At 37.2% G+C, this 26,417-nt stretch carries 24 protein-coding genes; 5 read left to right on the top strand and 19 right to left on the bottom strand.

What is annotated here, in order from left to right; all coding sequences use genetic code 11:
* Positions 1 to 108 precede the first annotated feature (108 nt).
* The 5 genes from DTW91_RS10915 to DTW91_RS10895 form a co-directional block, all read right to left on the bottom strand.
* The gene (locus tag DTW91_RS10915; protein WP_125203409.1) at positions 109 to 348 is read right to left on the bottom strand and encodes a hypothetical protein; all 240 of its coding nucleotides are present in this window, start codon (positions 346 to 348) and stop codon (positions 109 to 111) included.
* A 96-nt stretch (positions 349 to 444) separates the two neighbouring features.
* Positions 445 to 771, bottom strand: coding sequence for a hypothetical protein (locus DTW91_RS10910; RefSeq protein ID WP_125203408.1), 327 nt, complete (start codon positions 769 to 771; stop codon positions 445 to 447).
* Positions 772 to 821: 50 nt separating this feature from the next.
* Entirely contained in the window at positions 822 to 2,585 is a 1,764-nt protein-coding gene (argS, locus tag DTW91_RS10905; protein ID WP_125203407.1) for an arginine--tRNA ligase, read from the bottom strand.
* Positions 2,586 to 2,679: 94 nt separating this feature from the next.
* Positions 2,680 to 4,062 carry an MATE family efflux transporter gene (locus tag DTW91_RS10900; protein ID WP_125203406.1) on the bottom strand — a complete coding sequence of 461 codons (1,383 nt, stop codon included), beginning with the start codon at positions 4,060 to 4,062 and terminating at the stop codon, positions 2,680 to 2,682.
* 100 nt (positions 4,063 to 4,162) lie between these two features.
* Positions 4,163 to 5,347, bottom strand: coding sequence for a sigma-54-dependent transcriptional regulator (locus tag DTW91_RS10895; protein ID WP_125203405.1), 1,185 nt, complete (start codon positions 5,345 to 5,347; stop codon positions 4,163 to 4,165).
* Positions 5,348 to 5,447: 100 nt separating this feature from the next.
* Between DTW91_RS10895 and DTW91_RS10890 the strand changes: the two genes are divergently transcribed.
* The gene (locus tag DTW91_RS10890; protein WP_125203404.1) at positions 5,448 to 5,666 is read left to right on the top strand and encodes a hypothetical protein; all 219 of its coding nucleotides are present in this window, start codon (positions 5,448 to 5,450) and stop codon (positions 5,664 to 5,666) included.
* Here DTW91_RS10890 and DTW91_RS10885 read toward each other — a convergent pair.
* The 13 genes from DTW91_RS10885 to mobA form a co-directional block, all read right to left on the bottom strand.
* A complete protein-coding gene (locus DTW91_RS10885; protein ID WP_125203403.1) occupies positions 5,633 to 6,790 on the bottom strand; it encodes a M20/M25/M40 family metallo-hydrolase in 1,158 nt (385 codons plus the stop codon). The two genes, DTW91_RS10890 and DTW91_RS10885, sit on opposite strands and share 34 nt — an antisense overlap.
* Positions 6,791 to 6,885: 95 nt before the next feature.
* A complete protein-coding gene (locus tag DTW91_RS10880) occupies positions 6,886 to 7,224 on the bottom strand; it encodes a hypothetical protein (RefSeq protein WP_125203402.1) in 339 nt (112 codons plus the stop codon).
* 152 nt (positions 7,225 to 7,376) lie between these two features.
* Complete coding sequence (locus DTW91_RS10875; protein ID WP_125203401.1) at positions 7,377 to 8,231, bottom strand: nucleoside phosphorylase; 855 nt, start codon at positions 8,229 to 8,231, stop codon at positions 7,377 to 7,379.
* A 187-nt stretch (positions 8,232 to 8,418) separates the two neighbouring features.
* Positions 8,419 to 8,751, bottom strand: a complete 333-nt coding sequence (locus DTW91_RS10870; RefSeq protein WP_125203400.1) for a translation initiation factor — start codon at positions 8,749 to 8,751, stop codon at positions 8,419 to 8,421.
* Positions 8,752 to 8,898: 147 nt separating this feature from the next.
* Positions 8,899 to 9,774 carry a GTPase Era gene (gene era, locus DTW91_RS10865; protein WP_125203399.1) on the bottom strand — a complete coding sequence of 292 codons (876 nt, stop codon included), beginning with the start codon at positions 9,772 to 9,774 and terminating at the stop codon, positions 8,899 to 8,901.
* A 471-nt stretch (positions 9,775 to 10,245) separates the two neighbouring features.
* Positions 10,246 to 11,457: a GIY-YIG nuclease family protein gene (locus DTW91_RS10860; RefSeq protein WP_059333868.1), complete on the bottom strand. Its 1,212-nt coding sequence runs from the start codon at positions 11,455 to 11,457 to the stop codon at positions 10,246 to 10,248.
* Positions 11,450 to 13,411 carry a DEAD/DEAH box helicase gene (locus DTW91_RS10855; protein WP_125203398.1) on the bottom strand — a complete coding sequence of 654 codons (1,962 nt, stop codon included), beginning with the start codon at positions 13,409 to 13,411 and terminating at the stop codon, positions 11,450 to 11,452. The genes DTW91_RS10860 and DTW91_RS10855 overlap by 8 nt, the downstream gene beginning before the upstream one ends.
* Before the next feature lie 3 nt (positions 13,412 to 13,414).
* The gene (locus tag DTW91_RS10850; RefSeq protein ID WP_125203397.1) at positions 13,415 to 14,440 is read right to left on the bottom strand and encodes a virulence RhuM family protein; all 1,026 of its coding nucleotides are present in this window, start codon (positions 14,438 to 14,440) and stop codon (positions 13,415 to 13,417) included.
* A 1-nt stretch (position 14,441) separates the two neighbouring features.
* Positions 14,442 to 17,063, bottom strand: coding sequence for an AAA family ATPase (locus DTW91_RS10845; RefSeq protein ID WP_125203396.1), 2,622 nt, complete (start codon positions 17,061 to 17,063; stop codon positions 14,442 to 14,444).
* Positions 17,064 to 17,083: 20 nt separating this feature from the next.
* Positions 17,084 to 19,786 (bottom strand): DNA methyltransferase, encoded by a 2,703-nt coding sequence (locus DTW91_RS10840; protein ID WP_125203395.1) that lies wholly within the window; start codon positions 19,784 to 19,786, stop codon positions 17,084 to 17,086.
* Positions 19,786 to 19,992 carry a helix-turn-helix domain-containing protein gene (locus DTW91_RS10835; protein ID WP_125203394.1) on the bottom strand — a complete coding sequence of 69 codons (207 nt, stop codon included), beginning with the start codon at positions 19,990 to 19,992 and terminating at the stop codon, positions 19,786 to 19,788. Before DTW91_RS10835 ends, DTW91_RS10840 begins: the two co-directional genes overlap by 1 nt.
* Positions 19,993 to 20,209: 217 nt before the next feature.
* A complete protein-coding gene (gene mobB, locus DTW91_RS10830) occupies positions 20,210 to 21,478 on the bottom strand; it encodes a conjugal transfer protein MobB (RefSeq protein ID WP_125203393.1) in 1,269 nt (422 codons plus the stop codon).
* Position 21,479: 1 nt separating this feature from the next.
* On the bottom strand, positions 21,480 to 21,917 hold the full coding sequence (gene mobA, locus DTW91_RS10825) for a conjugal transfer protein MobA (protein WP_059333861.1): 438 nt from the start codon (positions 21,915 to 21,917) through the stop codon (positions 21,480 to 21,482).
* 542 nt (positions 21,918 to 22,459) lie between these two features.
* On the opposite strand from mobA, the gene DTW91_RS10820 reads away from it, so the two are divergent.
* The 4 genes from DTW91_RS10820 to DTW91_RS10805 all read left to right on the top strand — a co-directional run bounded on the left by DTW91_RS10820 (position 22,460) and on the right by DTW91_RS10805 (position 24,518).
* Positions 22,460 to 22,954: a DUF3408 domain-containing protein gene (locus DTW91_RS10820; protein ID WP_099366022.1), complete on the top strand. Its 495-nt coding sequence runs from the start codon at positions 22,460 to 22,462 to the stop codon at positions 22,952 to 22,954.
* A 505-nt stretch (positions 22,955 to 23,459) separates the two neighbouring features.
* Positions 23,460 to 23,843: a hypothetical protein gene (locus tag DTW91_RS10815; RefSeq protein WP_059333860.1), complete on the top strand. Its 384-nt coding sequence runs from the start codon at positions 23,460 to 23,462 to the stop codon at positions 23,841 to 23,843.
* 100 nt (positions 23,844 to 23,943) lie between these two features.
* The gene (locus DTW91_RS10810) at positions 23,944 to 24,240 is read left to right on the top strand and encodes a helix-turn-helix domain-containing protein (protein WP_125203392.1); all 297 of its coding nucleotides are present in this window, start codon (positions 23,944 to 23,946) and stop codon (positions 24,238 to 24,240) included.
* Entirely contained in the window at positions 24,237 to 24,518 is a 282-nt protein-coding gene (locus tag DTW91_RS10805; protein WP_125203391.1) for a helix-turn-helix domain-containing protein, read from the top strand. Before DTW91_RS10810 ends, DTW91_RS10805 begins: the two co-directional genes overlap by 4 nt.
* 87 nt (positions 24,519 to 24,605) lie before the next feature.
* On the opposite strand, the gene DTW91_RS10800 is transcribed toward DTW91_RS10805, so the two are convergent.
* Positions 24,606 to 26,396 (bottom strand): DUF262 domain-containing protein, encoded by a 1,791-nt coding sequence (locus DTW91_RS10800; protein ID WP_038333195.1) that lies wholly within the window; start codon positions 26,394 to 26,396, stop codon positions 24,606 to 24,608.
* Positions 26,397 to 26,417: the final 21 nt, after the last annotated feature.

Genomic DNA, 26,417 nt, shown 5'->3' with positions numbered 1-26,417 from the left:
CCAAGCCAAAGCCAACGAGTTTCCCACATTCCAACAAAATTTTTACAACAACAACAATAAATTATTAACAAAAAACTCTACTTTTGAGTGTGCCTAAAGTGGGTGAGATTACACTCCAACTTTACTTACATTGGGTGAAAATTTTAGTATTTCGGCGGCATTTCCTTTTTGCTCCAAGGCTGTTCCTGCAACATTCAGTATGTTTCCTTTTTCAGTTTGTTCCAGTTGCTTTTTCTTTCCTTTAATAACAACTTCTTGGATATTTTCTATTTTGATAGAATCTTTTACTTGTGAAAACGCACAATTTATACAGAATATAAAGAAAACGAGAAATAAAGGTTTTTTCATTTGTGCATTTTATAAAAAGACAATTCTAAACATAAAAATATTACACATATTAGGAAAAAACACCAACATATAGAAATGATATGCTATTTGTGTTTTTTACTCAATGTGATATTTTAAGGGCGGGGCTTTCGGGCATGCAACATCCGGGAAATACCACTTATCATTTCCATATGCTTTAATCTCATCCCTCCAGCATATTTTATTTAAATTTCGACAGGCATCGTATTCATTACAGTTACTGCATGCACTGTCAATAGGAATTTCCTCTTGGGGGCAATTCCGAAACCAGCTCGTCAAAATTTTTAGAATTTCCGATACTGGAACCAGACTCTCACACATCTCATTTCTTTTTTCAATATCTGTTTCGATGTCGGTCTTTATCCCTAAATCCCTGTGGGGTCTACATTTTACAAGCGCAACCATTTGAATTTCAAATGGTTGTTTTTTTGTAATGTTTTGGAGTTTAATGGTTTTTACATTCTATTCACCACCCTGATTCCTAGAAGTGACAACGCTTTCTTGATCGTTTTCCCCACCAAGTCCGACAGTTGAAGACGGAACCGCCTGGCCTCCGGATTTTCTTGTTTTACGATGGGATGGTTTTGGTAAAAGGAGTTGTAAGATTTCACCAATTCATAAACGTAATTCGCCACCAAAGCGGGACTCAGAGACTCCGCAGAACGTGCAATTACCTCCTTGAATTCTGCCAAAAGCATTATCACATCTTTCTCATCTTCATTTGGAACATAAGCTCCGAAGTTTTCTTTACCGGAATATTCGGCCTTTGCCAAAAGCGACTGGATTCGCGCATAAGTGTATTGGAGGAATGATCCTGTATTTCCGTTAAAATCAATGCTTTCCGCAGGATTGAAAAGCATTTTCTTTCTCGGATCTACTTTCAAAATGAAATATTTCAAAGCCCCTAAGCCAATGGTCTCGTAAGATTTTTCCCGTTCCTCATCCGAAAGTGTTTCCATTTTGCCCAATTCCTGGGATTTTTCTTTCGCAGTTTGATACATTTCGTCAATCAAGTCGTCTGCGTCAACCACGGTTCCTTCTCGGGATTTCATTTTTCCTTCAGGCAGTTCCACCATTCCGTAAGACAAATGGTAAAGCTGATCGGCCCATTCGTAACCCAGTTTTTTGAGGATTTTAAACAAGACTTGGAAGTGATAATCCTGCTCATTTCCAACGGTATAAATCAGTTTTTGAATATCATTTTCTTCGAAGCGTTGCACCGCAGTTCCAAGATCCTGCGTCATATAAACCGAAGTTCCGTCGGAACGCAAAAGCAGTTTTTGATCCAAACCGTCGTCGGTCAAATCGCACCAAACCGAGCCATCTTCTTTTCGGTACAAAACGCCTGTCTCAAGACCTTTTTGAATTAAATCTTTTCCAAGAATATAGGTATTGCTTTCGTATTGAACTTGGTCAAAAACAACGCCCAACCGGGAATACGTCTCGTTGAAACCTTCGTAAACCCAAGCGTTCATCATAGCCCAAAGTTGTCGAACTTCCGGGTCATTATTTTCCCATTTCAAAAGCATTTCCTGAGCCTCGATGATGCTTGGCGCCTGCTTTTTCGCGGTTTCCTCGTCTATGCCGTCGGCAACCATCGCTTTGATTTCGGATTTATATAATTTATCAAATTCCACATAGTAATTCCCAACCAATTTATCGCCTTTCAAACCGGTAGATTCAGGTGTTTCGCCGTTCCCAAATTTCTTCCAAGCCAACATCGATTTGCAAATGTGAATGCCGCGGTCGTTGATGATTTGTGTTTTGATGACTTTGTAGCCATCGGCTTTCAAAATCTCGGCCACAGAGAAGCCCAAGAGGTTGTTTCTGACGTGGCCCAGGTGCAATGGCTTGTTGGTATTCGGTGAAGAATATTCAACCATTACCGTCGCATTTTTCGGTGTTACATTTTCAAAATCATTCTGAAGTTCGGACAATTGATTTGCAAAAACCTCGTCTTTCAATTTAAGATTCAGGAAACCTTTCACGATGTTGAAGCTTTCAATGAAATCGATTTCGTTTTTGAGGGCTTCTCCAAGTTCATTCCCAATCGCGTCCGGACTTTTCTTGGCTAGTTTTACCAATGGAAAAATAACGATGGTGAAATCGCCTTCGAAGTCGGTTTTATTTTTTTGAACATCCAGATCCAGGCCTTCTGCGGGATAAAGTTTTGGGACGATTTCGGATATTTTGGATTGTATATGTTGCGTGATATTCATTTCAGAATTTTGTGTTGCAAATTTAAAAATTTATAATAGCTTTTTGATGTTCCATTCCAATTATAATTGATGACAATTTGCGTAGAGACAACAATTAATTCACGATTAATTCTTCATTATTAATCAACATTACTTTCCGTTTGCTCAGTTTCAAAAACCGATTGACCAAAAGAATTGCCGAAATCGTCAGTCCTATTCCAAGAGCGATCCACATCCCAAAAGCGCCCATCGCCATCGTCACACAAAGGAAATACCCAACCGGAATCGTGAAAACCCAGTAGGCCAAAAATGTAATCATACTCGGTATCTTCACATCCTGAATCCCTCTCAGGCAACCGAGTGCCGTAACTTGGATTCCGTCTGATAATTGGAAAAACGCCGCGATAATCAAAAGTTTGGAAGCCAACTGGATGACCGCAACATCGCTTTCTTTCGTGAAAAAATGAGGCAGAACATTCCTGAAAATAATAAATATGATCCCACAAAAACTCATAAAAATCAAAGCCAACTTGAAGTTATTGATGCCAATTTTCCGCAACCCCACAAAATCGCCCACGCCCATTTTGTTCCCGATCATCACCGTGGAAGCCACGCTGAATCCGACACAAAGATTAAATGTAAACGAGGCCATAGACAAAGCAATCTGGTGCGAAGCAATATCCTGAGAACTCACCAATCCGCAGATGAAAGCGGCTGCCGAAAAAGCGGTAACCTCAAAAAACATTTGTAAAGCCGTTGGCAAGCCAAGTTTGAACATCGTGCTAAACATCGCTTTGCTGAATTCGGTAATTTTCAGAGAAAAATCTTTGATGTATCGCCTGGTTTTTGGTTCTCGGATTAAAATATAATAAAGGAAAACCACCATAAAAATTCTTGCCAAGAGCGTTGCCAAAGCAGAACCCTGAACGCCCATTGGCGGCAAACCGAAAAGTCCTTTGATGAAAATGTAATTCAAGGCAATATTGATCACATTCGCAATGATGGTGGCTTTCGTCACGCCAATCGTGAACGACAGGCCTTCCGAAAGTTCTCTCAAAGTCTGAAACATCATAAAAGGAATGACCGAAAAAGCCATAATGCTGAGAAAGCTAATCGTATTGGGAATGACCTCTGCAGGCTGATTCATATATTTGATGAGTGGCAGCCCGGCCAGAAGCAAAATCATCAGTAAGAGCCCAATACCCAGATTGAGGACAAATCCGTGTCTGAAAACCGAGTTGATGGTGGTGTGATTTCCCTGCGAATGAGCCTCCGAAACCAAAGGCGGCATCGCAAACGAAAATCCCAGCGCCAAGACGAAAATGGAAAAGAACAAGGCATTTCCCAAAGAAACCGACGCCAAGGCTTCTGCTCCCAGAAGTTTCCCCACGATAATATTGTCGAAAAGGTTGACGGACACTTGCCCCGCCTGCGTCACCATCACAGGAAAAGCCAATTTTAGTCCTTGCCGTGTGTATTGTTTATCTAAAAATTTCATGTTTAAAATCTGTTTCAAATGAAAGTCCGCGTCGCACATTCATTTTTTTCAAAAAAAAACCGCAGAAGAAACTGCGGTTAAATGTATTATTTAATCAAGTTTACTTTTTCACAAAATTGGCGACATCATCGGCGGTTACAGGATCGGCTCCCAAGATGATCAGCCGTTCTACAACGTTTCTAAGCTCGCGGATGTTGCCGGTCCAGTCGTACTGTTGCAATGCTTTGATGGCATTGTCGTCAAATTTCTTTGGCACAGAACCATTTTCCGAAGCAATAAGGTTGGTAAAATGCTCTACCAGCAACGGAATATCTTCGACTCTATCGTTGAGAGACGGCACGTTGATTTCTATCACAGAAAGCCTGTGGTAGAGATCTTCACGAAACCTTCCTTTCTCTATTTCTTTTGCCAAGTTTTTGTTGGTGGCCGCGATCACGCGGACATCCACTTTGATTTCCTTGTCGCTGCCGACCGGCGAAACTTTGCTTTCCTGCAAGGCTCGCAGCACTTTGGCTTGGGCTACGAGACTCATATCGCCGACTTCATCCAGAAAAATGGTTCCGCCGGTTGCTTGCTCGAATTTTCCCGATTTATCTTTGATGGCACCGGTAAACGAGCCTTTCACGTGACCAAACAATTCGCTTTCTATGAGTTCCGAAGGTATGGCGGCGCAGTTGACCTCGATCATCGGACCTCGGGAACGCTCGCTTTGCGAATGGATGGCGTGTGCCACCAGTTCTTTGCCGGCGCCGTTGGGACCTGTGATGAGCACTCGGGCATCCGACACGGCCACTTTGTCGATGATTTCCTGAATCTTTTTGAGCGCAGCCGATTCGCCCACCATTTGATATTTTTTACTCACCTTTTTCTTCAACTGGGAATTTTCCTGCTTCAGGTGGGAATTGACTTTTTGAAGATTGCCTTTGTCCAATGCATTTTTGACGCTGGTTATCAGCCTGTTGATATCGATAGGCTTGGAGATGAAGTCGTAAGCACCTTCTTTCAGGCAGCTGACGGCGGTTTCTATGTCGGCGTGGCCGGAGATCATAATGAAAGTGCTCTCGGGTTTCAGCTCCAAACTTTGTTTCAGGAGTTCGGTCCCGGAGATTTTGGGCATTTTGATATCGGAAATGACCAACGCAAAATCTTCTTTCTCTATGAATTTGAAACCTTCCAGACCATCTTCGGCAATTTCGATATGGTAATCAGGAAGCTCGTCCGATAAAATGCTGTGTAGAACGCCGGATATTGCTTTTTCGTCCTCTACGATTAAGATTTTCTGCATAGTTGCAAAGATAGTAATTTTTGATTTTGTCCAACTAAATTATTAAGATTGTTTATGGAAAAATAGATGGGGAAGATTGTTCGTTTCAAAAGCAAAACCGATGTTGAATGCCGAAACCGACCTTGCAATAGCGATAGTAGCGGCTATCCTTTTTCTTAGCTTTGGAAAGAGCCTTGGCAAGAAAAAGATAATAGCGGATAGCGCGACCCGAGCGGCTGGAAAGCAGTGGCGAGGGGATTGCCCAAAAAATTCTCAGATTTCGCAAACCAACAGCTTATTATTAATTTATTCTACGATGATCTTCTTCGTAATGGCCTGATCTTCAACCGCGAAAGTACCCAAATAGAGGCCTTTTGGAAGCGAAGAAATATCGACTCTGGTTTGATCTTCGGCTTGGATCAGGATGTTGCCTTGCAAATCCAAGATGGTAAATTTGAAATGTTGTGTTTTACTGTTTGGAAACTCCAGTTGTAGATAATTCTTGGCAGGATTGGGATACAAACTGAAACTTTTTACGATATCTTTGGGCGTGCCGATGTCCAAAGTTTGGCCTGCTACTGCAAAATGCTGAACGGCACCGGTTGTGGCTTTGGCAATATTGTAGATATAAACCGGATCCAGATTGACGTACTTGTCGTTCGCGGTGTGGGCATAAGGCGTTTGGTTGTATTCAAACAGACCCGTGATTGCTTCGCCATTGGATTGAAAAGGCATGTAATCTGAGGCGTAGGCATAGCTGAGGTGCGTTTTCAATGGCGAATAGAGTGCGACGCAATTCATGAGTTGTTGCGTGAAGGTGTTGGATGCGCTGTTGTTGAGGCTTGGGCCGGACTCGTCTCTTTCGCAGGTGATGGTGTCGTTGGTTTGTCCTTTCACGCCGCCGACTTCGTCGATGTTGAGCACAAGTCGGATATTCATCTTAGGATTTGTGGCGTTTACAACAGTGTTGACGTAATGCTGCGATCCCAATAACCCCTGCTCTTCTCCTGAGAAATTGATGAATTTAACAGAATATTCTGTATTAATATTTTTCAGAAGCCGTGCCACTTCCAGAATGACGGAGACGCCGCTTCCGTTGTCGTTGGTTCCCGTTCCGGTGATGGTATCGTAATGGCCGCAAACGATGAGGTAGGTGTCGGGATATTTGGTTCCTGTTTTTGTAACGATGATGTTGGAGGTGCTTTTCCCGTTGTAGGTGAAATTGTCTTGAGCGATGTCGGCTTCTTTGTATCCAAAGGACAGATATTTATTCTTCAGCCAGAGGAATGCATTATTGTTGGCCGCCGAACCGGTGGTTTTCACTCCCAGTGCTTCGAATTCCAGTAAATAGGTATTGATGTTTGCCTGCGAAACCAAGTTGCTGACGTTGGCATAATCCTGATTGAATGTTTGGGAATTGGCGAAAAAACCAAAAAATATCAACGAGAACAGTAAGTTTTTCATTTGTCAAAGTATTGTCGGCAAATATAAATAAAAAGGAGAAGACTTGATAACGGTCTTCTCCTTCCTCTGTGAAAAACTATATACTAACTTGAAAATTAATTCGTTGCTTTTCTGATTTCAGCTTTTACATCTTCGGCTGCATCTTTGGTTTTTTCCCATGCGTCGGAGGCTGTATCTTTGACGGTGTCCCAGGCTTTGTCTGCAAAATCTTTGGTATCTTCCCAAGTCTCTGCTGCACTGGATTTCAGTCTTTCAAAAAAACCTTCTTTTGTAGGTTCTTCATTTTTTGCTTTTTGTTCTTCGATATAGCTTCTTGCCTCGTCTGCATACTCATTGACGGTAAATTTAGCTCTATCGGCGGCATTTTCTAAAGAGTTTTCAGTTTGATTTACTGCTCTTTCTGCCTCGTTGTAATTTTGTTCTTCGGTGCTCATAATATTTGTTTTTGGAGTTAAAATTGAAAAATTTGATTTGATAGTATCTCTTATCCAATTAAAATGCCGCAAATTCTTAACGAATGTTAATTAAACTATAAATAAAACCAAAAAGCAATTTCGTCTTCATATAAATTTCTAACTTCTAACTTCTATTTAATGATCCTTTCCAGAACCCACTCAATCATCATTTTTTCTGAAGCGTGGTGGTCGGCGGCAAACTCGCCGCGTCTTCTGTTGGCGATCACGCAGTTTACCGTCAATGCTTTGTGACCCAATAATTTAGATAAACCGTAGATTGCCGAAGTTTCCATCTCGAAGTTGGAGACGCCGAGGTCATTCAGGGTTTCAAGGAATTGATCATCCAAAGCTTTCAGTCTTAATTGACGACCTTGCGGTGCATAAAATCCCGGGAAAGTGGCAGTGTTTCCTTTGTATTTTGCATCGGCATAATAATCGGAAATATCCTCTGCCCAGTCGGAAAAGTACAGCATTGGCTTGATCTTTTCGTAAGGGAATTTGGCTAGAAAATTCTTACTGAATTCATTTTCAAATTCATAATCCTGATAGAAATGCAAAAGCCCGTCCAGACCAACCACATTTTCCGTCACCAGCATATTATTGACTTCGATGTCGGGGTTTACGCTGCCGCAAGTTCCCATCCGGAAAAGTTGCAAGGCGCTGTGCTCGGTTTTGAATTTTTTTTCTTTCAGATCGATGTTCACCAGTGCGTCCAGCTCGTTCATCACGATATCGATATTTTCTGTACCGATTCCGGTGGACATTACGGTGATTCTTTCGCCGCGCAGGGTTCCCGTGTGCGTGTAGAATTCACGTTTGTTCTTTTTTAAATCGACTGTATGGAAATACTGGGATACTTTAGGAACCCTGTCCGGATCGCCCACCAAGATTACTTTTTCGGCAAGATCATCAGGTAAAAGATTGAGATGATAGACGCTGCCGTCCTCATTCAGAACCAACTCGGAAGCTGCTAATGTATTGATCATTTTATATTTGAGTTTTGATTATTAAGATAAATGATGGATGATAAGTGATAGATGATAATTGATAGATGATAAGTGATAGATGATAAGTGATAGATGATAGATGATAGATGATAGATGATAGATTGGTCACAAAACTCGAACAAAAAAACAATTAACAATTAACAATTAACAATTAACCCCATTTTTTTCACCCGCCGACCCGTTTTGTTTTGTAGCCCATTTCTTTTAGGAGGGTCATTATTTTGTCGCGGTTGTCGCCTTGGATGATGATGACGCCGTCTTTTTCCGAGCCGCCGATTCCGAGTTTTGTTTTGATTTTTTTCGATATTTCTTTCAGACTTTCGTCGTCGCCTTCCCAGCCTTCTATGATGGTGACGGGTTTCCCGTTTCTGCCTTTCTTCTCGAATTTGCAAACGAGTGGTTCTTTCTGTTTGAAGTTTTCTTTCTCTTCATTGGGCATTTCAAAATCCTGCTCATCGTGCTCCGGAAAAAGCTTCTTCAATTGGTCTCTCAAGTCCATTATATCACATTTAAAAAGGGTTTAAAGATAATCCTAATTATGTTTGCTCCCAAAATATAGTTTGAATTTGTCCCAGACTTCACTTATTTTCCTCAGATCAATGGGAACAAAGCACAATCCGCCAAACAGCTTGGCAATAAATGTAATCTAATGATAACCAAAGTTTTTGAGATCTCTATCGTTTTTTCGCCAGTCCTTTTTCACTTTGACGAAAAGATTGAGATGGATTTTTTTGCCGAAAAATTTCTCTAAATCGATGCGCGCCTCTGTCCCCACTTTTTTGATCATTTCGCCTTTGTGGCCTATGATGATGCCTTTTTGCGTATCGCGCTCCACATAGATGATAGAATCTATAAAAATGATGCCTTCTTTTTCTTTAAACTGCTCCGTCACCACTTCGACAGCGTAGGGAATTTCCTTTTCGTAATTCAAAAGGATTTTTTCACGGATGGCCTCATTGACGAAGAAACGTTCCGGCCTGTCGGTGTACATTTCTTTATCGTAATACGGTGGATTTTCCGGCAGCATATCCTTTAGTTTTGGAAGAATGATATCGGTATTAAAGGCGTTAAGCGCAGAAATGGGCAGAATCTCGGCTTTTGGGATTCGGTCGTGCCACTCGGTTGCGATTTTCTCCAAGGTTTCCTGATTGGTTTGATCTATTTTATTGAGTAATATCAATACCGGAACGGGGATTTTGTTGAGCTTTTCGATGAGGAATTCGGACTGTTCGCCTTTATCCGTCACATCCACGATGTACAAAAACACATCGGCGTCCTGCAAAGAATCTTTCACGAGATCCATCATTTTTTCCTGCAAACCATATTTGGGATCGAGCACGCCGGGCGTGTCTGAAAAAACGATTTGAAGATCGTCCTCATTGTAAATTCCGAAAATTCTATGTCTGGTGGTTTGCGCTTTTTGCGTCACGATAGCCAACTTCTCTCCCATCAATTGATTGAGAAGAGTAGATTTTCCCGCGTTTGGCTTCCCAACGATGTTTACGAATCCTGCTTTGTGCATTGACTTGAGTTAAATAACCAAATGATTAATTAAAATTTAAACACTCAATTGTAGAAATGATCGTGCAAAGTTAAGGAATTTCTAAGGTTATGCTTCTATAAATCATAATATTAAATGTATCAGCAAGTTATCTATCCATTCAAAAAAAATATTTTTAATTTAAATCATCAACATTCATCCTGAGAAAATCGGTCAAATTTGAGCCGATTTTTTTATTTTAAAGTTTTCAGGAAAAAGCTGTATCGGTTGAATACAAGCCTTTTATAGAGATTATCAAAGAAGTCAGGTAACGATTTGGTAACGGTGCTTATTGCTTTGCTTTTCAACGTGTTTCCGTTAGCTCATAGCAAATATAAATAATTTTAAGTGTTATTTCACAATATCTAAATTCAGATTGCTTTAACAACGTCAGTTTGTGTACTGAACTGACGTTGCATAATTAATAGAAAGCACTGTCCTTGTCTTTTTACTTTATTTCAATTTAATCTTTTTCTCAGCAGGGTCGTATTCGTAGTTTACTATGTTTTCATTTAAAATCAACTGAATTGCCTCTTCAATAACTTCAAAAGGAACTACAAACCATTCTCTCGGATTTAGTCTTTGTCCTTTTTCATTAAACAAGTCAATGTCTAAACAAGCATTGGCGAAAAATCTATGTAAAAGACCTTCTAATTTGTCAGCATTTCTGTTATACACTTTGTAAGTCGCTACTTTCTGTACGTCCGCAAATAAATAGGTCGCTTCATTCTTTGCATTTTTTATTCGCTCATCTACTGAATTTCTGGCAAAACCAACTTTATATAAGTCTTTAATGTTTGCTATTTGAGTGTTGCTTGATTTTGATTTCAGTACATAAATCCAACCTAATTGTATATCTTCTTCCTTTAAAAGTCCCGTATTAACAAATAAGTCTTGTTCGATTTTCTCATAAGTATTGGTAATCAATTTTCCGTTTTTTTGGATTTGTTTACCTAAGGAACGAAAAAGCATATTGCTGTAAGTTCCATTTTCAAAAATTGTTCTCGTACGTCCTTCTGTGCGAACTCTGTTTCCTGAACCTAATTCTTTTTCTTCTGTTTTCAAATTCGCAGATTCCAAGTACAAAAGGATGCCATCCATTAAATAAAAATCACCTACGTGAAGATTTTTTTCAATGTTTTTGAACGGCTTTATCTTCCTTTTTCCCTCTTTAATTTCTTTATGTACTTTTTGAAACAGTACTTCATATTTTTCAAACTCTTTTTCTTTAATTGGCTTTCTTTGTGCAACAAAATCTGTCTCAGCTCTGTCTTCTGGTTTTGGTGTGTGTTTGAATTTGAAAATGTCCAAATCCTTATCCGAATCTAATAAACCAAGTTCATCCTCTTCATTCAGAATATCATCAATTGTTGCTTTTTCCAATTCAACGTAGCCCAATAAGTTATACCTGTCAAATGGTTTTAGAATCTTCTTTTGAGCTTCATTTTCTCTAAAGTTTTTCAATTTTGCCATCAAACCATATTCAGACATACTCGACTTATTTGGCTCTCTATTGTTTTTAACAAAGAATGAATTTATTTCCTCAAAGGAATCAATAAGTCTTTCTTCATCTGTTTTCACAGAGGAAGCTTTGGCTTTAGAATCTAACAAGCCAAAATCGTCATCATCAAAGATATCGTCTATTGTTAGTTTCTTCTTAGCCATTTGCCAATGCTTTTTTACGTTTTAGTTCTCTCAAAAAAACTAGTGCTTCCGCCATTCTTTTTTCCTTATGGTCAAACGCTTGAATGTTTGGCTGTTCTCCATTATTATTCTTGACCCATTCTTTGATTTTTGGCCATAACAAAATCGCTTCTTCTTCGGTCATTTCAAATTTAGTAGACTGAATATGTTCATCAATCAATTTTAGAACTTGAGTAGTTACCGATTTTGATAAAATTTCAAAAGCTTTTTGAAAAGGATTTACTTGGTCTATCAAGTCAATATGAATATCATCAATGTTTACGAAACTACCTGCCATTCTTATAAATTTCTTGTCGCCTTGTTCTTCAATAGTACTATTTTTTATAACAGAATCAACAACCACGTGTTGTCTAACGGCTTCAATATCATCATCACTTAAGTCAGGATAAATTTCGCGGATTATTTTAGGAATTAGAACTGTATTAATAACCTCTGGTTCAACATTGCCCGGCATTGCTTTAAGCATCTGAGGGTCTTGTAATAACTTTGCTTTTAAGTCATTTAGATCTGTTTCAATGATGTCTCTGGCTCTTTGTGAAGTGGGTAATTTAAAACCCCTAATTTTGATAGTTTTCTCATCATCTTCGTCTTCATCATCCTCATCTTTTTTTAGTTTGAACTTGAAGTTTGGGGCTAAAACTTGTTCCATAAGCAGAGACGCGGTAATGGCTTTTAACATATTGTTTACAGACAATTTCACATCATCATCTTGAGCATCAGGCTGAGCAATGAGGTTGGTAAATTGTGCGTGAGATTTGTTATTACTGTCTCTCGTAGCTCTACCTATAATCTGAATAATTTCTGTCAACGAACCTCTATAACCTATTGTTAGAGCGTGTTGACAATAAGGCCAATCAAAGCCTTCTTTTGCCATTCCTAAAGCAATAATAATATCAATATCATCTACCGATTTCACTTCACGTAAATATCCACTTATTTTATCCCTTGATTTTGGATTGTCTTGAACTAAGTCTGCAACTTTCAAAATCTTGCCTGTTTTGTGACTTTTTATGTGAATCACTCCCGTGATTTCGTCTTGATATTCTATTGTTCCCAAAACATCAATAATATGGTCAACTTCATCGTGTTTAAGCTTTGAAGATTCGGCAGAGTTTACACTCGGAATATGAATAATGGTTTTTTGATTCTCATCTAATATTTCTGCTAAAGCAGAAATTCCTGTTTCAGGATTTTTTTTGAAATATCTGCCTGTATAAAAGTGATAGCCAATACCTAACGACTTTAAAAATTCATAGCCGTTTAATTGTTGATAATAAGTATAGGTTACTTTCGTGAATTTTGCTTCATCTTCTGGCATTAAAACAGGAACACTATCACCTCTAAAGTATGAACCTGTCATAGCAACTATATGAGCACTGGAATTTGCCATAATGCTTTTTAACACTTGTCCTAAGATATTGTCTCCTTCTGCTGATACGTGATGAAATTCATCAATAGCAACCAAAGTATCATCCAACTTTTTTACGTCCAAACCATCAAATGCAAAACGCAACGTGGCGTGTGTACACACTAAAATTTGTTCGTCAGATTCTAAAAAGTTTAAGAATGCCGTTACTTTGCTTTTCTCTTCGCCTGGCGTACATAGGTTGTATCTTGGATTGGGATTCCAATCGGCAAAAAAACCGTATTTTTTTAGTTCTGTTGTGCCAAAAGATGCTCCAATGGATTTTTCAGGAACAGCAACAATTACTTTTTTAATGCCTTGATGTTGCAATTTATCCAAGGCAATAAACATTAAAGCCCTCGATTTACCAGATGCTGGCGGTGCTTTAAGTAATAAGTATTGAGCAGTTCTCCCTTCGTATGCTTTTTCCTGCATTTCCCGCATACCTAAAGGATTGGTACTTTTGCTTTTTCCTGTTTGGTCGTATGTTACGTGTACTATATTTGGCATTGGTTATTTCTTTTTCTTGTCTACTAATTTTCTCATTTCCTTATCAAAATCGGAAATATAATTTTGGTCTTGAATCACACGGAATTTATCATACTCACTTTCGGCTTTTAGCTTTGCTTCCAACATTGATATTTTGCCGTTGTCTTTCAAAATAGGATAATCTGCCAATTCCAAAAATTGGACTAAAAAGTTATCCCAATCCTTCATATTCATTACCTGTCTGTTCCTTGCTCGGTTTTCTGCTAAGTCTAAGTAAGAAATAACTATCCTTTCTAAAGCTTTTAAATGTTCTGCATTTAAATAGTTTTTTGCAATCGTTACATCACTTTTTAAAATCTTTCCATCAGGAGCTTGTTTCCAAGTTTTTAAGCCCATATAAATTTTAGTGGCATCTGCTTCTGTGTAAATAATCTCAGCAGCCGTTTTCCCTGTTATTGCCCAATGTAGTTTGTTTTGAACCGAAGCAAAAAAATGTTGGGTTATTTCCGATTTGTTGTCATAGTCAGCAGAAAGAGCGTATATGTCTGTAATTTTTTGATATAAACGCCTTTCACTTAATCGAATCTCACGGATTCGCTCCAACATTTCTTCGAAATAATCTTCTCCAAAATGTTTGATTTGTTTCAATCGCTCATCATCCATAGCAAAACCTTTGATGATGTATTCGTGCAAAATTTCAGTCGCCCATTTTCTAAATTCAATGGCTCTTTGGGAGTTTACCCTGTACCCAACCGCTGTTATAGCTCTTAAATTATAGTATTTTGTTTGGTAGGTTTTACCATCTTCGGCAGTGTGTCGGAAATCCCGACATACTGAAGCTTCATCCAATTCGGCATCTTCAAATATTTTTTTAAGGTGTTCTGTTACGGTAGAACGTCCTTTCTCAAAGAGTTCAGCTATTGTTTTTTGAGTTAACCAAAGCGTTTTGTCTTGATAAAAAACATCTATATTTACTTTGCCATTTTCGGTTTTGAAAATAACAAAGTTGTTTATAGGCTGTAAATCGTTATTTTGATTTTCTTTGCTCATTTCACTGTCTTCTTTTCCTAATGTCTTTAATGTAATCTTCTAAAACTTTCAAGTCGGCAAGGAATTCATCAGAGTCAGGCATTTCTTCAATCAAAGTTCCTGCCGTATCGTGTCCCGTAAAATAGGTAGAACATTTGCTCATATTGGCATCAACTAGTTTGTAATCATCGTCTGTTAAGTCGATAACTTTTGACAACCTTTGAGTTTGAATAGCTCTACTAAATCGTTGAATTGCACCATTTAAAAAAACTTCTTCTATAAACCGTTCCCAAGTTTCTCGAAGTTTACCATACAGAACTTTAGCTCGTTCTTTATATACTTCTTCAGTTTCTGTTCTTTCAATTTTCTCTAGTTGTTGATATGCACTTTTCAATAGTCCAATACGTTTACCAACAGGTAAAGCATCCCAAGGTGGGTTACTAGCTATCAGTCCCGTTTCCGTCTTTTTCCTTGTAAGACTCTTTATATCTAAAGCACAATTTAAACTCTCCGAGTGTTCTTGAATCATTAAAAGAAATGAAATATCGTGTGTAAATACTATTACTTGTCTTTCAAGAGCTTCTTCTGTAATTCTTTTCGATATTTTATTTCGCCATTTGTGGTCAAGTGAAGAAACAGGGTCATCAAAAATAATTGCACTTTTATGTTCTGAAATTGATAACTCAGACAAGAATGTAGCTAAAGAAATACACCTGTGTTCTCCCTCGCTTAAAATATCTTTTAAAGCAATATTATTTGAGTTGTTTTCATCAAGTCTTAAATAGTGATATTGTTTTCCTCTTTGTCCTTTTGTTTCAGTTTCTATTTTAATGTTTTTAAAACCTAGTTTGTTTAATTCTGTTTTGAAATTTTGTTTAAGATTCTGATTTATATAACGTGTTGTTAGTTCATTGCTTAATGTTGTGATTGTTCGGGTGTTACATTTGCCTACACATTGATTTAGCAAGCCAACTCTTTTTTGTCGATAAATTTCACGAGCTAATTTTGGTTTATGCTCGTAAATTTTCTTTTCACCATTTAATTGATTTAGCTCTTTTAATAAAGGCTTTAAATCTTCATCAATAGATTGAACTTTCAATTTTTCATTCACTTCAGATAAGGATTTATTTAATTCGTTAATTAAAGTCTTTGGGGTGCTGTCAACTTCAATTGCATTAATGTCTTCAATGGTTTTCATTGAATTAAATAATCCAACTATGTATTCTTTTTGCTCTGAAAGTACATTTAGATATTCGGCTTGTTTTTCCGAGTAATTTTCAATTAGCTCATTTAATTCAAGAGAAATAGGGTTTTGTTCTTCAAAATTAAACTCCAGTCTGTTCAAATTTTCAATTGCTGACTCATATTTTTCTTTAGCTTCGTCAAATGATTTTTGGATGTCATTTTTTACGAAATCTTCAAATTTAGTAAATCTTTCTCTGGCTTCATCCTCTAAATCTTGAAGGCAAAGTGGACAACTACTACCATCTGAGACATTGGGAAAACTTTCTGATTGAGTGCTTTCGTTGTAAAATTTCCTTGCACTTTCCCATAAAATTTTCCAAGCATTATTTCCAACACCTTGTATTGGTAAATCTGAAAATGCTGTGTTTGAAGATTCCCTTAATGCTTCTTTAGCTACACAAAAATTATTTAATATCTCCTTCAGATTATTTAAAGCTTGACCTATTAAGTTGTTTTCCAGATTTTGAAACTTATTTGCTAAAATTTCAAACCGTTTGATTTTCTCTTCGTTGGACTTTAAGCTTTTCTTAGGGTCAGTTGCTTTTAATTTATCTATTTCCTTTTCAACAGCTTCAATTCTTGCATTTTTTGTAGAATTCCATATTGATTCTGCTCGCAATTCATTTAAAGTTGAGTTTAAGTTTAGTTTTTCAAGAAATAATTTTGCGGTTGTTCCTTCTGGAACTTCTAATAGTTCATAGTCAAACTTTCGCATTGAGGGATTGGAAAGCTCTATGCTTAATTGTGTTTCAATATTTTTTACAGCTTCTGCCAATTTTTCCACAATAGATAGCCCTTGAGGTATAAAAGCTATTTCATCTTCTCCCTCGATATAATGATTTGCACTAAAGGTATCGAATACATCAATTTTTTTTAATGTGTTTTCACTTACTGTTCCATTGATAAGATTAACAGTTGTGAAATTTATTCCATCAGAGGTATATTCTATGTCTGCCTTTTTATCATTTCCTGCACAAGCAGGATCAAACAAATTGTCATTCATTCTAGGTTTTTGACCTCTTGTTTTACAAGAATGCTTTAAAATACTTACATAACTAGATTTTCCTGAACCATTATCTCCATAAACAATAGTTAGCCCATTTGGTGCAAACTCCAATTCACTAGATTTAGATAAAGCATTAATGTTATCAATGTTTTTGATTTTGGAAAGTATGATATTGCCATCATTTGCAGAGTTATCCGCAAAATCTCTCAAATCATCAAAGTCAACAGCATCAAATTCAAACTCAGAAAGTTTAAAATCAACCTTACAGATTTCCTTTAGTTCAGAAATATCGGTATTCGTTAGTTCATTATTTCGGATTAATCGGTCAATAGCTACTTGCCAAAATGAAGGCTTGTTTTCTACCCAATCTATTATGTCTTTCAGTATTGGCATTTCTACTTATTTAAATATCATTATTTCTTTTTTCTTGATTGCTTCTGCTTCGCAAAAAGCGTGTCTTTCTGCAACATTTCTTCATACTGTTTAAACAAGTATTCCAAACGCTCGGTGTCGTTTTTGAAAGGTTGCAAACGATAACATTGTTCTATAGCAGTATCTAATTCTTGATGTGCGTGTAGCAAACCTTTGGGCATTGTGGTTGGATTATACAATTGTGCCATTGTTTTACTTGGATGTTTAGCTCGCTCATCTAATATGGCAAAAACATAAAGATTTAAATTTTCCTTTTGCTTGTTTGTGATGTCTGGAAACGGAAAGGTGTTGTAGCAAAGAGTATTTGAATATTGCATATCCATTTTTAATCTTCCTGCAACAGCTTTTACCCAAACTATATGCATTCTTGAAGATATAACACCAAAAAGCCACGGCTGAACTTTATATATCACTCTTGTGGCGTTTGAAGGAACGTATGAATCATCAAAATAACCTATCGGAATATAGTTTCTTCTTTCAGAACCTGTTTGAGGAACCAAAATAAATTCTCCTTCTTGATGTTTATCTTCGTCAAAAAAGTGAGGCGTTTCTGCTTTCTTCTTTGTAGCTAGCTTTTTACTATTTAATCTAAAAATTTCTACCTTTTCAAATCGTTCAGCGAGCTCTTTAATTTTATATGCTTCTTTAACGTTATCTTCTGTTATGTGTATGCAATATCTGTTCGTTCCTTTTATAAACTCGGATGCTCCAATATATCTTTTTATAAATTTTGCAGTAATTGGGTTTTTCGATATTATTTTGTCTTTTTCCTCTTGGTCTAATAGTAAATTACCATTGTCTCCGGGAGAACTTCCTTTAATCATTGGGGATAATTTACTTAAAGTTTTATTTCTCGGTATAACATAAACATTCGAGGTATTTGCTAAATAAGGGCTTATATTTTTTACACTTTGCTTTAGATTTTGATTGTAAAGGAATTTGTCTGTGCCATCAATATTTCTAACCCCTATTATTACTACTGCAACTCCTGCGTTTCCTTTGGCGTTATTCGTCCATTTAAAAGATTGGTGTGCAAAGTCAATTTCTTGTCCTTTACTCAAAACTAATGGCCACAATAAAGCTACTTGTTCCCCTTGCGTTATAGAATTGGTGGTTACAAAAGCATATTTAGCTTTTGTATTCTGAATGTAATTGGTTCCCTTATAAAACCAACACACTATGTAATCAAGTTTTTTATAGTTATTTACTCGTGAAAAGACGATTTTCATATCTTCCTTTTGGGTTTCGTCTTGTCGGCTATAACCCAAATAAGGCGGATTCCCAATCACATATACTTCATCTGTTGAAGAAATTGGGCATACCTCATTCCAATCTCTTCTTGTAGCATTACCTTGTTTTATTTGTCCTGCTTCTTTTAATGGTAATATAGGTTTCGATTTTCCGTAATCAAACAATCGTTCTTCAAACACTTTGTTCATTTGATGTTCTGCTAACCAAAGTGAGAGTATTGCCATTTCGTGGGCAAAATCGTCTATTTCAATGCCATAAAATTGCGAAAGCTGTATCTCAGTCCATTTTATAGTTGGACTTTGTCCTTCTAAATCTGTAATTTTTTCTAAAATCTTGATTTCTAAAAGGCGTATTTCCTTGTAGGTAATGATTAAGAAATTTCCACTACCACAAGCAGGGTCAAAGAATTTGATTTTTGAAATTCTTTTGATGAGTGTTCTTAAATGGTTTACTGTGGTCGCATTTTCATACGCTTCATAGAGTTCATCAAGAAAGAGAGGTTTAATCAGTTTTAGGATGTTTTCTACAGAAGTGTAATGCATTCCTAAATCGCTTCGGTATTCAGGAATTACTACCGCTTGTATCATTGACCCAAAAATATCAGGGTTAATGTCTTTCCATTGTAATTCACCTAACTCAAGAAGAGTTTTTCTTGCTTTTGCGGTAAACAGGGGCGAGTTTATTTTTTGATTAAACAATCCTCCATTTACATAAGGGAATTTGGTTAAAAAGTCGGGATAATCTTTTCCGCTTTCGCTATCTAAACGGGCAAACAAATCATCTAAAAATGTATGGGTATCTTTTCCGTTTTCCGCAGTATGCTGAGCTAGTGTATTGGTAAAAATACTATCTTGCTCAAATATCTCGGTATCTTCTGCAAAAAAACAAAACAACAAACGGGACAAGAAGATATTGAGGTTGTGAATACTTTCTTTTGAATTGTAGATACTCGGATTTTCATCAATCAACAAATCATACAAAGAAGCCATTTTGTACGATGCGTTTCTGTCTGCTTCATTATTGTTGGAAGCGTTATAAACTTCGCTACCTGCTAATGGCAAAAAGAAATCAAAGTAATTGGGTAATTCTTTTAATTGAATATCTAAGTTCTTGCCTAATTTCAGGTCTTTAGCAACTACTTGTTTATGGTCGGTAAGAATTGCAAATCTAGGTTGATGTTTTAAGATTCGCTCTTCTTTTGCAACCTCTTCAATACTACTCAGCAGTTTGTTAGATGCTTCAATTTTAAAGAATATTTTCTTTTTGTATAGTATTTCTCCATCAACTTTGGATAAATTGTAGTCTCCTTTTTTTAGTCGTGTTACAGATGTTTTAGAAATGCCGTATGCAACCAGCAAATCAAAGACAAATTCTTCTTTTGAGAAGTTGTCAATTAGGTTCTCAACGTTATGTTTTATTTCAGTTGATTTCATTAGTTATTTTGTTCAGGTTTGTTGGAAACTAGCAATTCTTTCACGTCTATGTCCAAAATATCCGCTATTTCCATTAAGGTTCCCAATCTTGGTTGTTGCCTGTTTTGAGCATAAGCGTTTACCATATTGTAGCTTTTTCCGAGTTTTTCAGCCAACCAAGTTTGCTTAATTCCCTTTTGTTCCAACACTTCCTTAATTCTGTTCATTGTAAATAGCTTTTGTCCATTTTAGAAGGTCTCATTGAATCGCTTCACTTATTTCAGACGTTAATTTGTCCGTCGCTAAATTAGTGAAATTATTTAATGCTATCTCAAAAAACTGTGTATATAATGTAGATATTCTGCTCAGGTAAGGAGGGAAAGAGCTTGCATAGCGTTGCTTTTACAATGACGTAAAATGAAGAAAAAGTAGGCGAAGTGCCGATTATCTTCTTTGTCGAGGATATTTCTTTTTTTTCTTCATTGCATTAGCAAACTGTTCTTCCTCGTAGTCCTCGCTCTGTGCATCGGATAACAAGCTGAACAATCCCAAATCGGTACTGTGCGAATGCTCCTGCGTGACAAACTCAAAAAGGTCTTTTATTGGTTGGTCATCTATTGTTTTCGTATGGGAAACAGGGTTGTCTTGTGCTTTCAATTCGGGTTTGTTTCCGTTGTTCCACCAATCATTGAACACGTTTGCCGACAGGCTTCTGTCTAATTGTGAACCGTTCCAAACGGTTCTGCTTTCGTGGTCGATAAAAGTCATTCCGTAAATTCGTCCATTGTCGTTCCTGCGGACAACGGTATTGATACCCTGTTCTGCAAGTTGCTTTTTAAATTCCGTTTCGCTGTTTGTAATATGTATCGCCAATTCAATGGTATTCTTTAGGACAGACCTTGCAGGATTGGTTTTCATTTTCTCTATGGACTGTTCAAAATGTTTTTGAAGCTGTGTTACTCCTGCATCTTTTCCAAAAAGTGATGCTTTGAACGGATTGCTTGTCTTGTTGCCGTTCGCATCTAATGCCACGTAAACCAATCCGTTTACGGTCTGACCGTTCCGCTCGCCTTTAACTTCTTCCGCTGTGATATTGAAAAGGGAAAGTAAAGCATTGTAACTACCCATAGTAGAATAGCTGTAATACTTGGGCAGATGCCGTACTACCGAAGCAATCTGACTTTTGATGTCTCCATTTTTATTATTTACAGGCTTAAAAACTTTGTTGGCTTGTTTCTGCTCCTGCTCGGTGGCTTTGTTCAGGTTATATTTAGTTTCCAAATCCCGACAGATTGCCATTGAGCGTGGATGGTCGTAATCATCGGGGATTTTCCTGCCGTCAATGCCCACGCAGGTCGAAACGATATGGATATGCGTTCGGTCAATATCCGTATGCTTGAAAACAATATAGGGCTGATTGCCGTAGCCCATACGTTCCATATACTCCTGTGCCATTTCGGCAAACTGCTCATCGCTGACCTTATCCGCAGGATCTGGGTTAAGCGATATATGCCGTACCGTCTTTTCTGTTTTGATATTCGCGCACAGATACGGCTCAAAACATTTGTTGAAGTATTGTGTGGAATACCTGCCATCTATTGTGTCGGGTATCTTGTTTAGTAACAGAACAGCTCCGTTTTCCTTTTCCACTTTCTGCTGATTGTATAGGATAGCTCCATACATATTGTTTCCCTTTCCTATTTTTGCAATCATTTCAGTACTCTTTATTCAGATATTTCTTTTCAAATTCATCGGTAAGAATCAAAACCTTTAGCAGTAATTCTTTCATTTCTTTGGTCTGTTTTTCCAATTTAAAGAGGTATGCAGATGCTTTTTTCTCCGAAAAATTGGCATTCAAGAGCTTTACAAGCTGATTGTAATTGGTGGCAATTCCTCTGAACTGCCCAAAAAACTGGGTCAATCCTGCGTGGTACTCAATTGCATCCATATCAATTTTTACGGTCTTAACCGTCTTCTGAAAGATGCAGGCTGTAATAAAATGTGCCGTAATCTTCATTCCCGACTGGTCAAAAAGGGCAAGGAACTTGGCATTATCCTCATCATTCAGGTTAAAGGAATACCGATGTACCGCAGGGTCAATCTTCGGTTTTCTCCCTGTTTTCCTAATCTGTTTTTTGTCTTTCTCTTCCATAATAATCCATTCTAATTTTTATACAAACGGGCGACTTCGGAGCCGTTTCCAGCCCCCGCAGGGGCAAGTGCTTTTGAGGTGCCGAAATTCATTTCGAGTACCTCAAAAGATAACTTGCTCTGAACAAGGGTTCAGAAAATCCGTTTTGCAAACGGATTGGAGTTAGCAGGAAAAACCCATCGCTACCGATTACAAATTTCGGCAAGACTATTTGAATAACAGCTATTTATCATAACGACAATGAACGCCAAATGCTACCTTTGAGTGCCATATCAACATAGACTGGGACTGCTTTTGCTTTCTTTGTATATGGTTAGCTGGCTGCTTGTTTATATCCTTAACTATGTAACCAATCAGCATAAATCCTGACAGCAAATCTGCGTGATTGAATGCAGACGAATTACAGATTTTTGAGTTAATGAACTAACCAATTAGGGGTATGCAGGTGCTTAGGTAGATAGGTAGATAGATGCAACAGTATGTACAGCTGATTGCTTAGTTAACCAAACAGCTAATTGGATATAATATTAAAAACAAGAGATATGGTACACGAAGAAAACAAAAATCAGCAACCCGAAAAAGAGGATTTTTCTATTGAAAATTTCCTAACTGATGAAAAGAAGCAACCATTCACGGAACAACAGGTAGTAACACATCGGGAAGACTTTGCCAAACCCGAAGTAGATGAGGAAGCTATTATGCGTGTAATGGCAGGCGAAGAACCTTCGGAAACTGAAACGCAACATACAAAAATACCTGCGAGTAATACAAAAAAGATGATTTATAAGCCAAAGAAGCTGACCAAAGAGGATTACTACGGACAGTTCTTTAAAATTCCGAACAGTACAGCAAGCAGGGGGAAATCGGTCTATGTACGGCAGGAACACCACGAAACATTTAACAGGCTCACCAATATTATGGGCATCGACAAACTGACGATTTATGCGTATCTGGACAATATTATCGAATACCACTTTCAGGAGTTTGGTGAATTGATTAGGGAAATCTACAACGAGAAACACAAACCGTTATTCTAATAAATATACGTGGTGGGTGGTACGTTCTCTCTCCTAAAATTATTTTCCAAAACAAAAAAACAGAAAAAAAAGAAAGCCATTCAAACAAGGCGGACAGGCGTTAAAACCAAAAGGAAACGGAATAAGTCCCGAAGGGTGGCAGGGCAACAAAAAAACTCGGCGAAGCCACCTTATCTGCCCTGCCATTATGCCGTAGTCTTTTGGTTGGGCGGTGCGGTGGGTGTCCGCCTTATCTTTGCTACCTTTTGTTCTTTTTTTAATCCCATTCTAATATAATGAAAGGGTACAAAAAACACGTGTGGGCTAACGATGGGGTGTTTTTGGTATGCTTTCCCTTATCCGTACAAAACTTTTTAAATGTGAAGGGGCTTTGCGAGGAAAATTTAAAGTGTTTTGAGGATTGCTTTCCATTTACATTGTGCCAATACGAGCCAAATACTGCCACATAAAGCCAAAGGAAAAAATACATTCCCTTGTGTTCTATATTGGGGGAAATTTTGAAACTATGGCACAAAAAGCAACAACCGACAAGGAGCGGAAAGAGAAAGTACAAATCAAGGAAGAAGAGCGTAGCCCTTTGATGCAGGTTGATAAGCAGGGCGACCCGATTTCCAATTTCATCGCCAATTTTAAACGCCAGTTCAGGGAAACAAAAGGCTTAATAAATTGGAACAGGCTGTTCGGTGGCAGACGTGCCGAACAGCCAAAACAGCCTGCCCAGCCCGAAAGCGTAATTGGTGCTACAAAAACGGTTATGCGTTCGGATTTCAAAAACGATGAAAAAAGCCAGACTGTACAGCCTAACAAAAAGCCTGCCTTGAGAATGGACAATACAGTCAAAACACAACAGGCTCGCCCGAAAAACAATAAACCAAAACTGGGATTTTAATACCGCATTTGGCAACTGTACGCCAAATACCGCCATCAGATGCAACATTAGGATGACCTATGTAAATAGCTTTTATTTTCGAGGTTTAAATGATGCAGATATGGAAATAACAGTTTTAGACATTCAGATTTTAAAAGCACTGAACAGGGAAGTTAAGGAAGTTTCTTTATTGATTAAGGAAATGACCGCACCCTACAAGGCATTGCGACAGGCAACGAAATGGCTCGACCAGCAGGAAGCCTGCCAACTGCTGAACATCAGCAAACGAACATTGCAGACGTACAGGGCAAAAGGCATTCTTGGGGCAACGCAAATCAATCGGAAGACGTATTTCAGATTATCCGAAGTGGAATTACTGATGCAGGGAGAGCGACCATTAAAAAAGCAGAAGAAATGAAACAGATTGGAGATTCAAACGAAGATATGCTTGCACTGCTCGAAGCTGTGGTAGGCATCAAAAATGAACTGCTGTATATCAGGGAATATTTCCACCCACTTTTAAAAGGGGAAATCTACCTGTCAGGCGAACAGGTTTGCCAGATGTTACACATTAGCAAACGGACGTTGCAACAGTACAGAGATGACGGACTGATACCTTTTATCAAACTCGAACGGAAAATCCTTTTCCGTGAAAGCGATATTATAAAAGTGTTGGAAGATAACTATCAGCGTTAGCCGATTGTTTGAAACTGTAACCGTATCAGTCAATTAAAGAAACAGCCCACTGCTTAAAGCAGTGGGCTGTGGTGTTTTATAAAAGGTCTATATCTCTATTTTCCAAATATCTTTTGAAAGTTCGTATAACAAATTTTGTCTATCAATTATCGTTTCTTTATTCCAATATTCGTAAGACCTTAATTTCAGATTTAACCTTGTAACAGATGAATTTATTCCAATCGTATCTAATCCTGCTATTGATTTGGAAATATAAAATGGCGATTTAGAATATTCAATAACTTTTTTTGAAAAGAAATCGTTACCAACCACAATATTCATCGTTTTTTCAAGCAAAGTCAAATTCCCTAATCTGATTTTTAAATCATCGTATTCCTCGCCAATTTCATTACGAAGACTTTCTGTTGGATTAAAAGGTAAAATATGCTCAATTTCAACTCCTTTGGTAATATAGTTATCTAAAACTTGTGGAATGTACGAGCCTAATCTTTCTTGGTCTAAATATTGTGCAATTTTTGCTAAAATATATCTAATTCTGTATTGTTGAAGGTTATTCTGACGAGTTTCTGTAAAGTATAATTTGTATTCGTTTTCTTTCGATGTGATTACAGGTTGAATATTTTCTTTTACGAAATTATTCAATTCTTCCCTGCTTTTTATTCTTAATACAGATTTAGCCCATTTTGAAAAGTTTCTTTCAAACTCTTTTGTTGGCTCTTTTGTAATGAAGTAATAAAAAACCAAAGTTTCTATCTGCTTTGCAAAATGATTAAACAAATCTTGTGGTAAATTTCTTCCTGCTAAAAGCAATATCAAATGTTGTTTAAAAGCTCCTCCGCCAAGTTTGGAAATATTGTCTAAATAGACATTTTTACTACCGTCCTTGTTTAGCCCTTTAAAGAAATTAATATAACAAGTAGCATTTTCCAAAAGAAGTTCAACAAACTCAAAAGGCTCTTTTTCATAGTTGCATTGAGCAACATTTTCAGGTCTTATAAACCATTTGTAAATTTCCTCTTCTCGGATAATTTCTTCTCCTCGCTGATTATTTACCTTATAATTTGACATTATGAAATAACGAAGAAAACGCAAAGGTTTTTCATTATTCTTTTCCAAAAGCTTAATCAGCGTTTTCCATTTATCTTTTAATGAATTGAAATCATTTCTATTAACTTGTCTGAATAAAAGGTTTTTCAATAAATCCATAGGATTTAATCCAACTCCTCTTTCATTAATTGTTTCAAATATTTTTAAAGCGTCGTTTATTTCTGGTGTTTCAATTTGGATAAATTTCAGTTTTCTAAAAATATAAACAAAGAACTTTTTTAGCTGTACTGGGTCTTCATCTTCCTTAAATCTGTTTTTTAGAAATGAAATTACATTTTCATACGCATTATAAAGTCTTTCGGCAGAACCTGTTAAATTTTCAGGTCTTTCTAAATTGTTAGCAATTTTTGAAAGAATATTTGAACTGTCTTTATATTGCAGTTCGAGTTTATAGCAATCAACACTATCTCCTAATGAATTGACTGTTTTGTCTTTAATCATTCTCTCAATTGTGTCTGTATCGATTTCTCGTTCTCGATAAATTTTCTTAAAAGCACAAATTATTAAGAAGATAGAAGTTGTCCTTTGTTGTCCGTCAATCAATTCATAAAAGCCATCATTGTTTTTAAAAACAACGGTACTTCCGATAAAATATTCTTTATTAGGATTAAAATCAAATTCTTCGTAAATGTCATCTAAAAGTTGATTGATTTGTACTTCTGTCCAGACGTACTCTCTTTGATAATCAGGCACGACATAAAAATTTTTAAAACAATTCTCCACGTCCAAATAATTAAACTGTATTTGGATATTATTTGTGCTATTACTCATTTTTTATTTAGATTTCAATAG

The sequence above is a fragment of the Chryseobacterium sp. SC28 genome (assembly GCF_003932955.1).
GTDB lineage: Bacteria > Bacteroidota > Bacteroidia > Flavobacteriales > Weeksellaceae > Epilithonimonas.
This window is presented reverse-complemented; position numbering and strand designations above follow the sequence as displayed.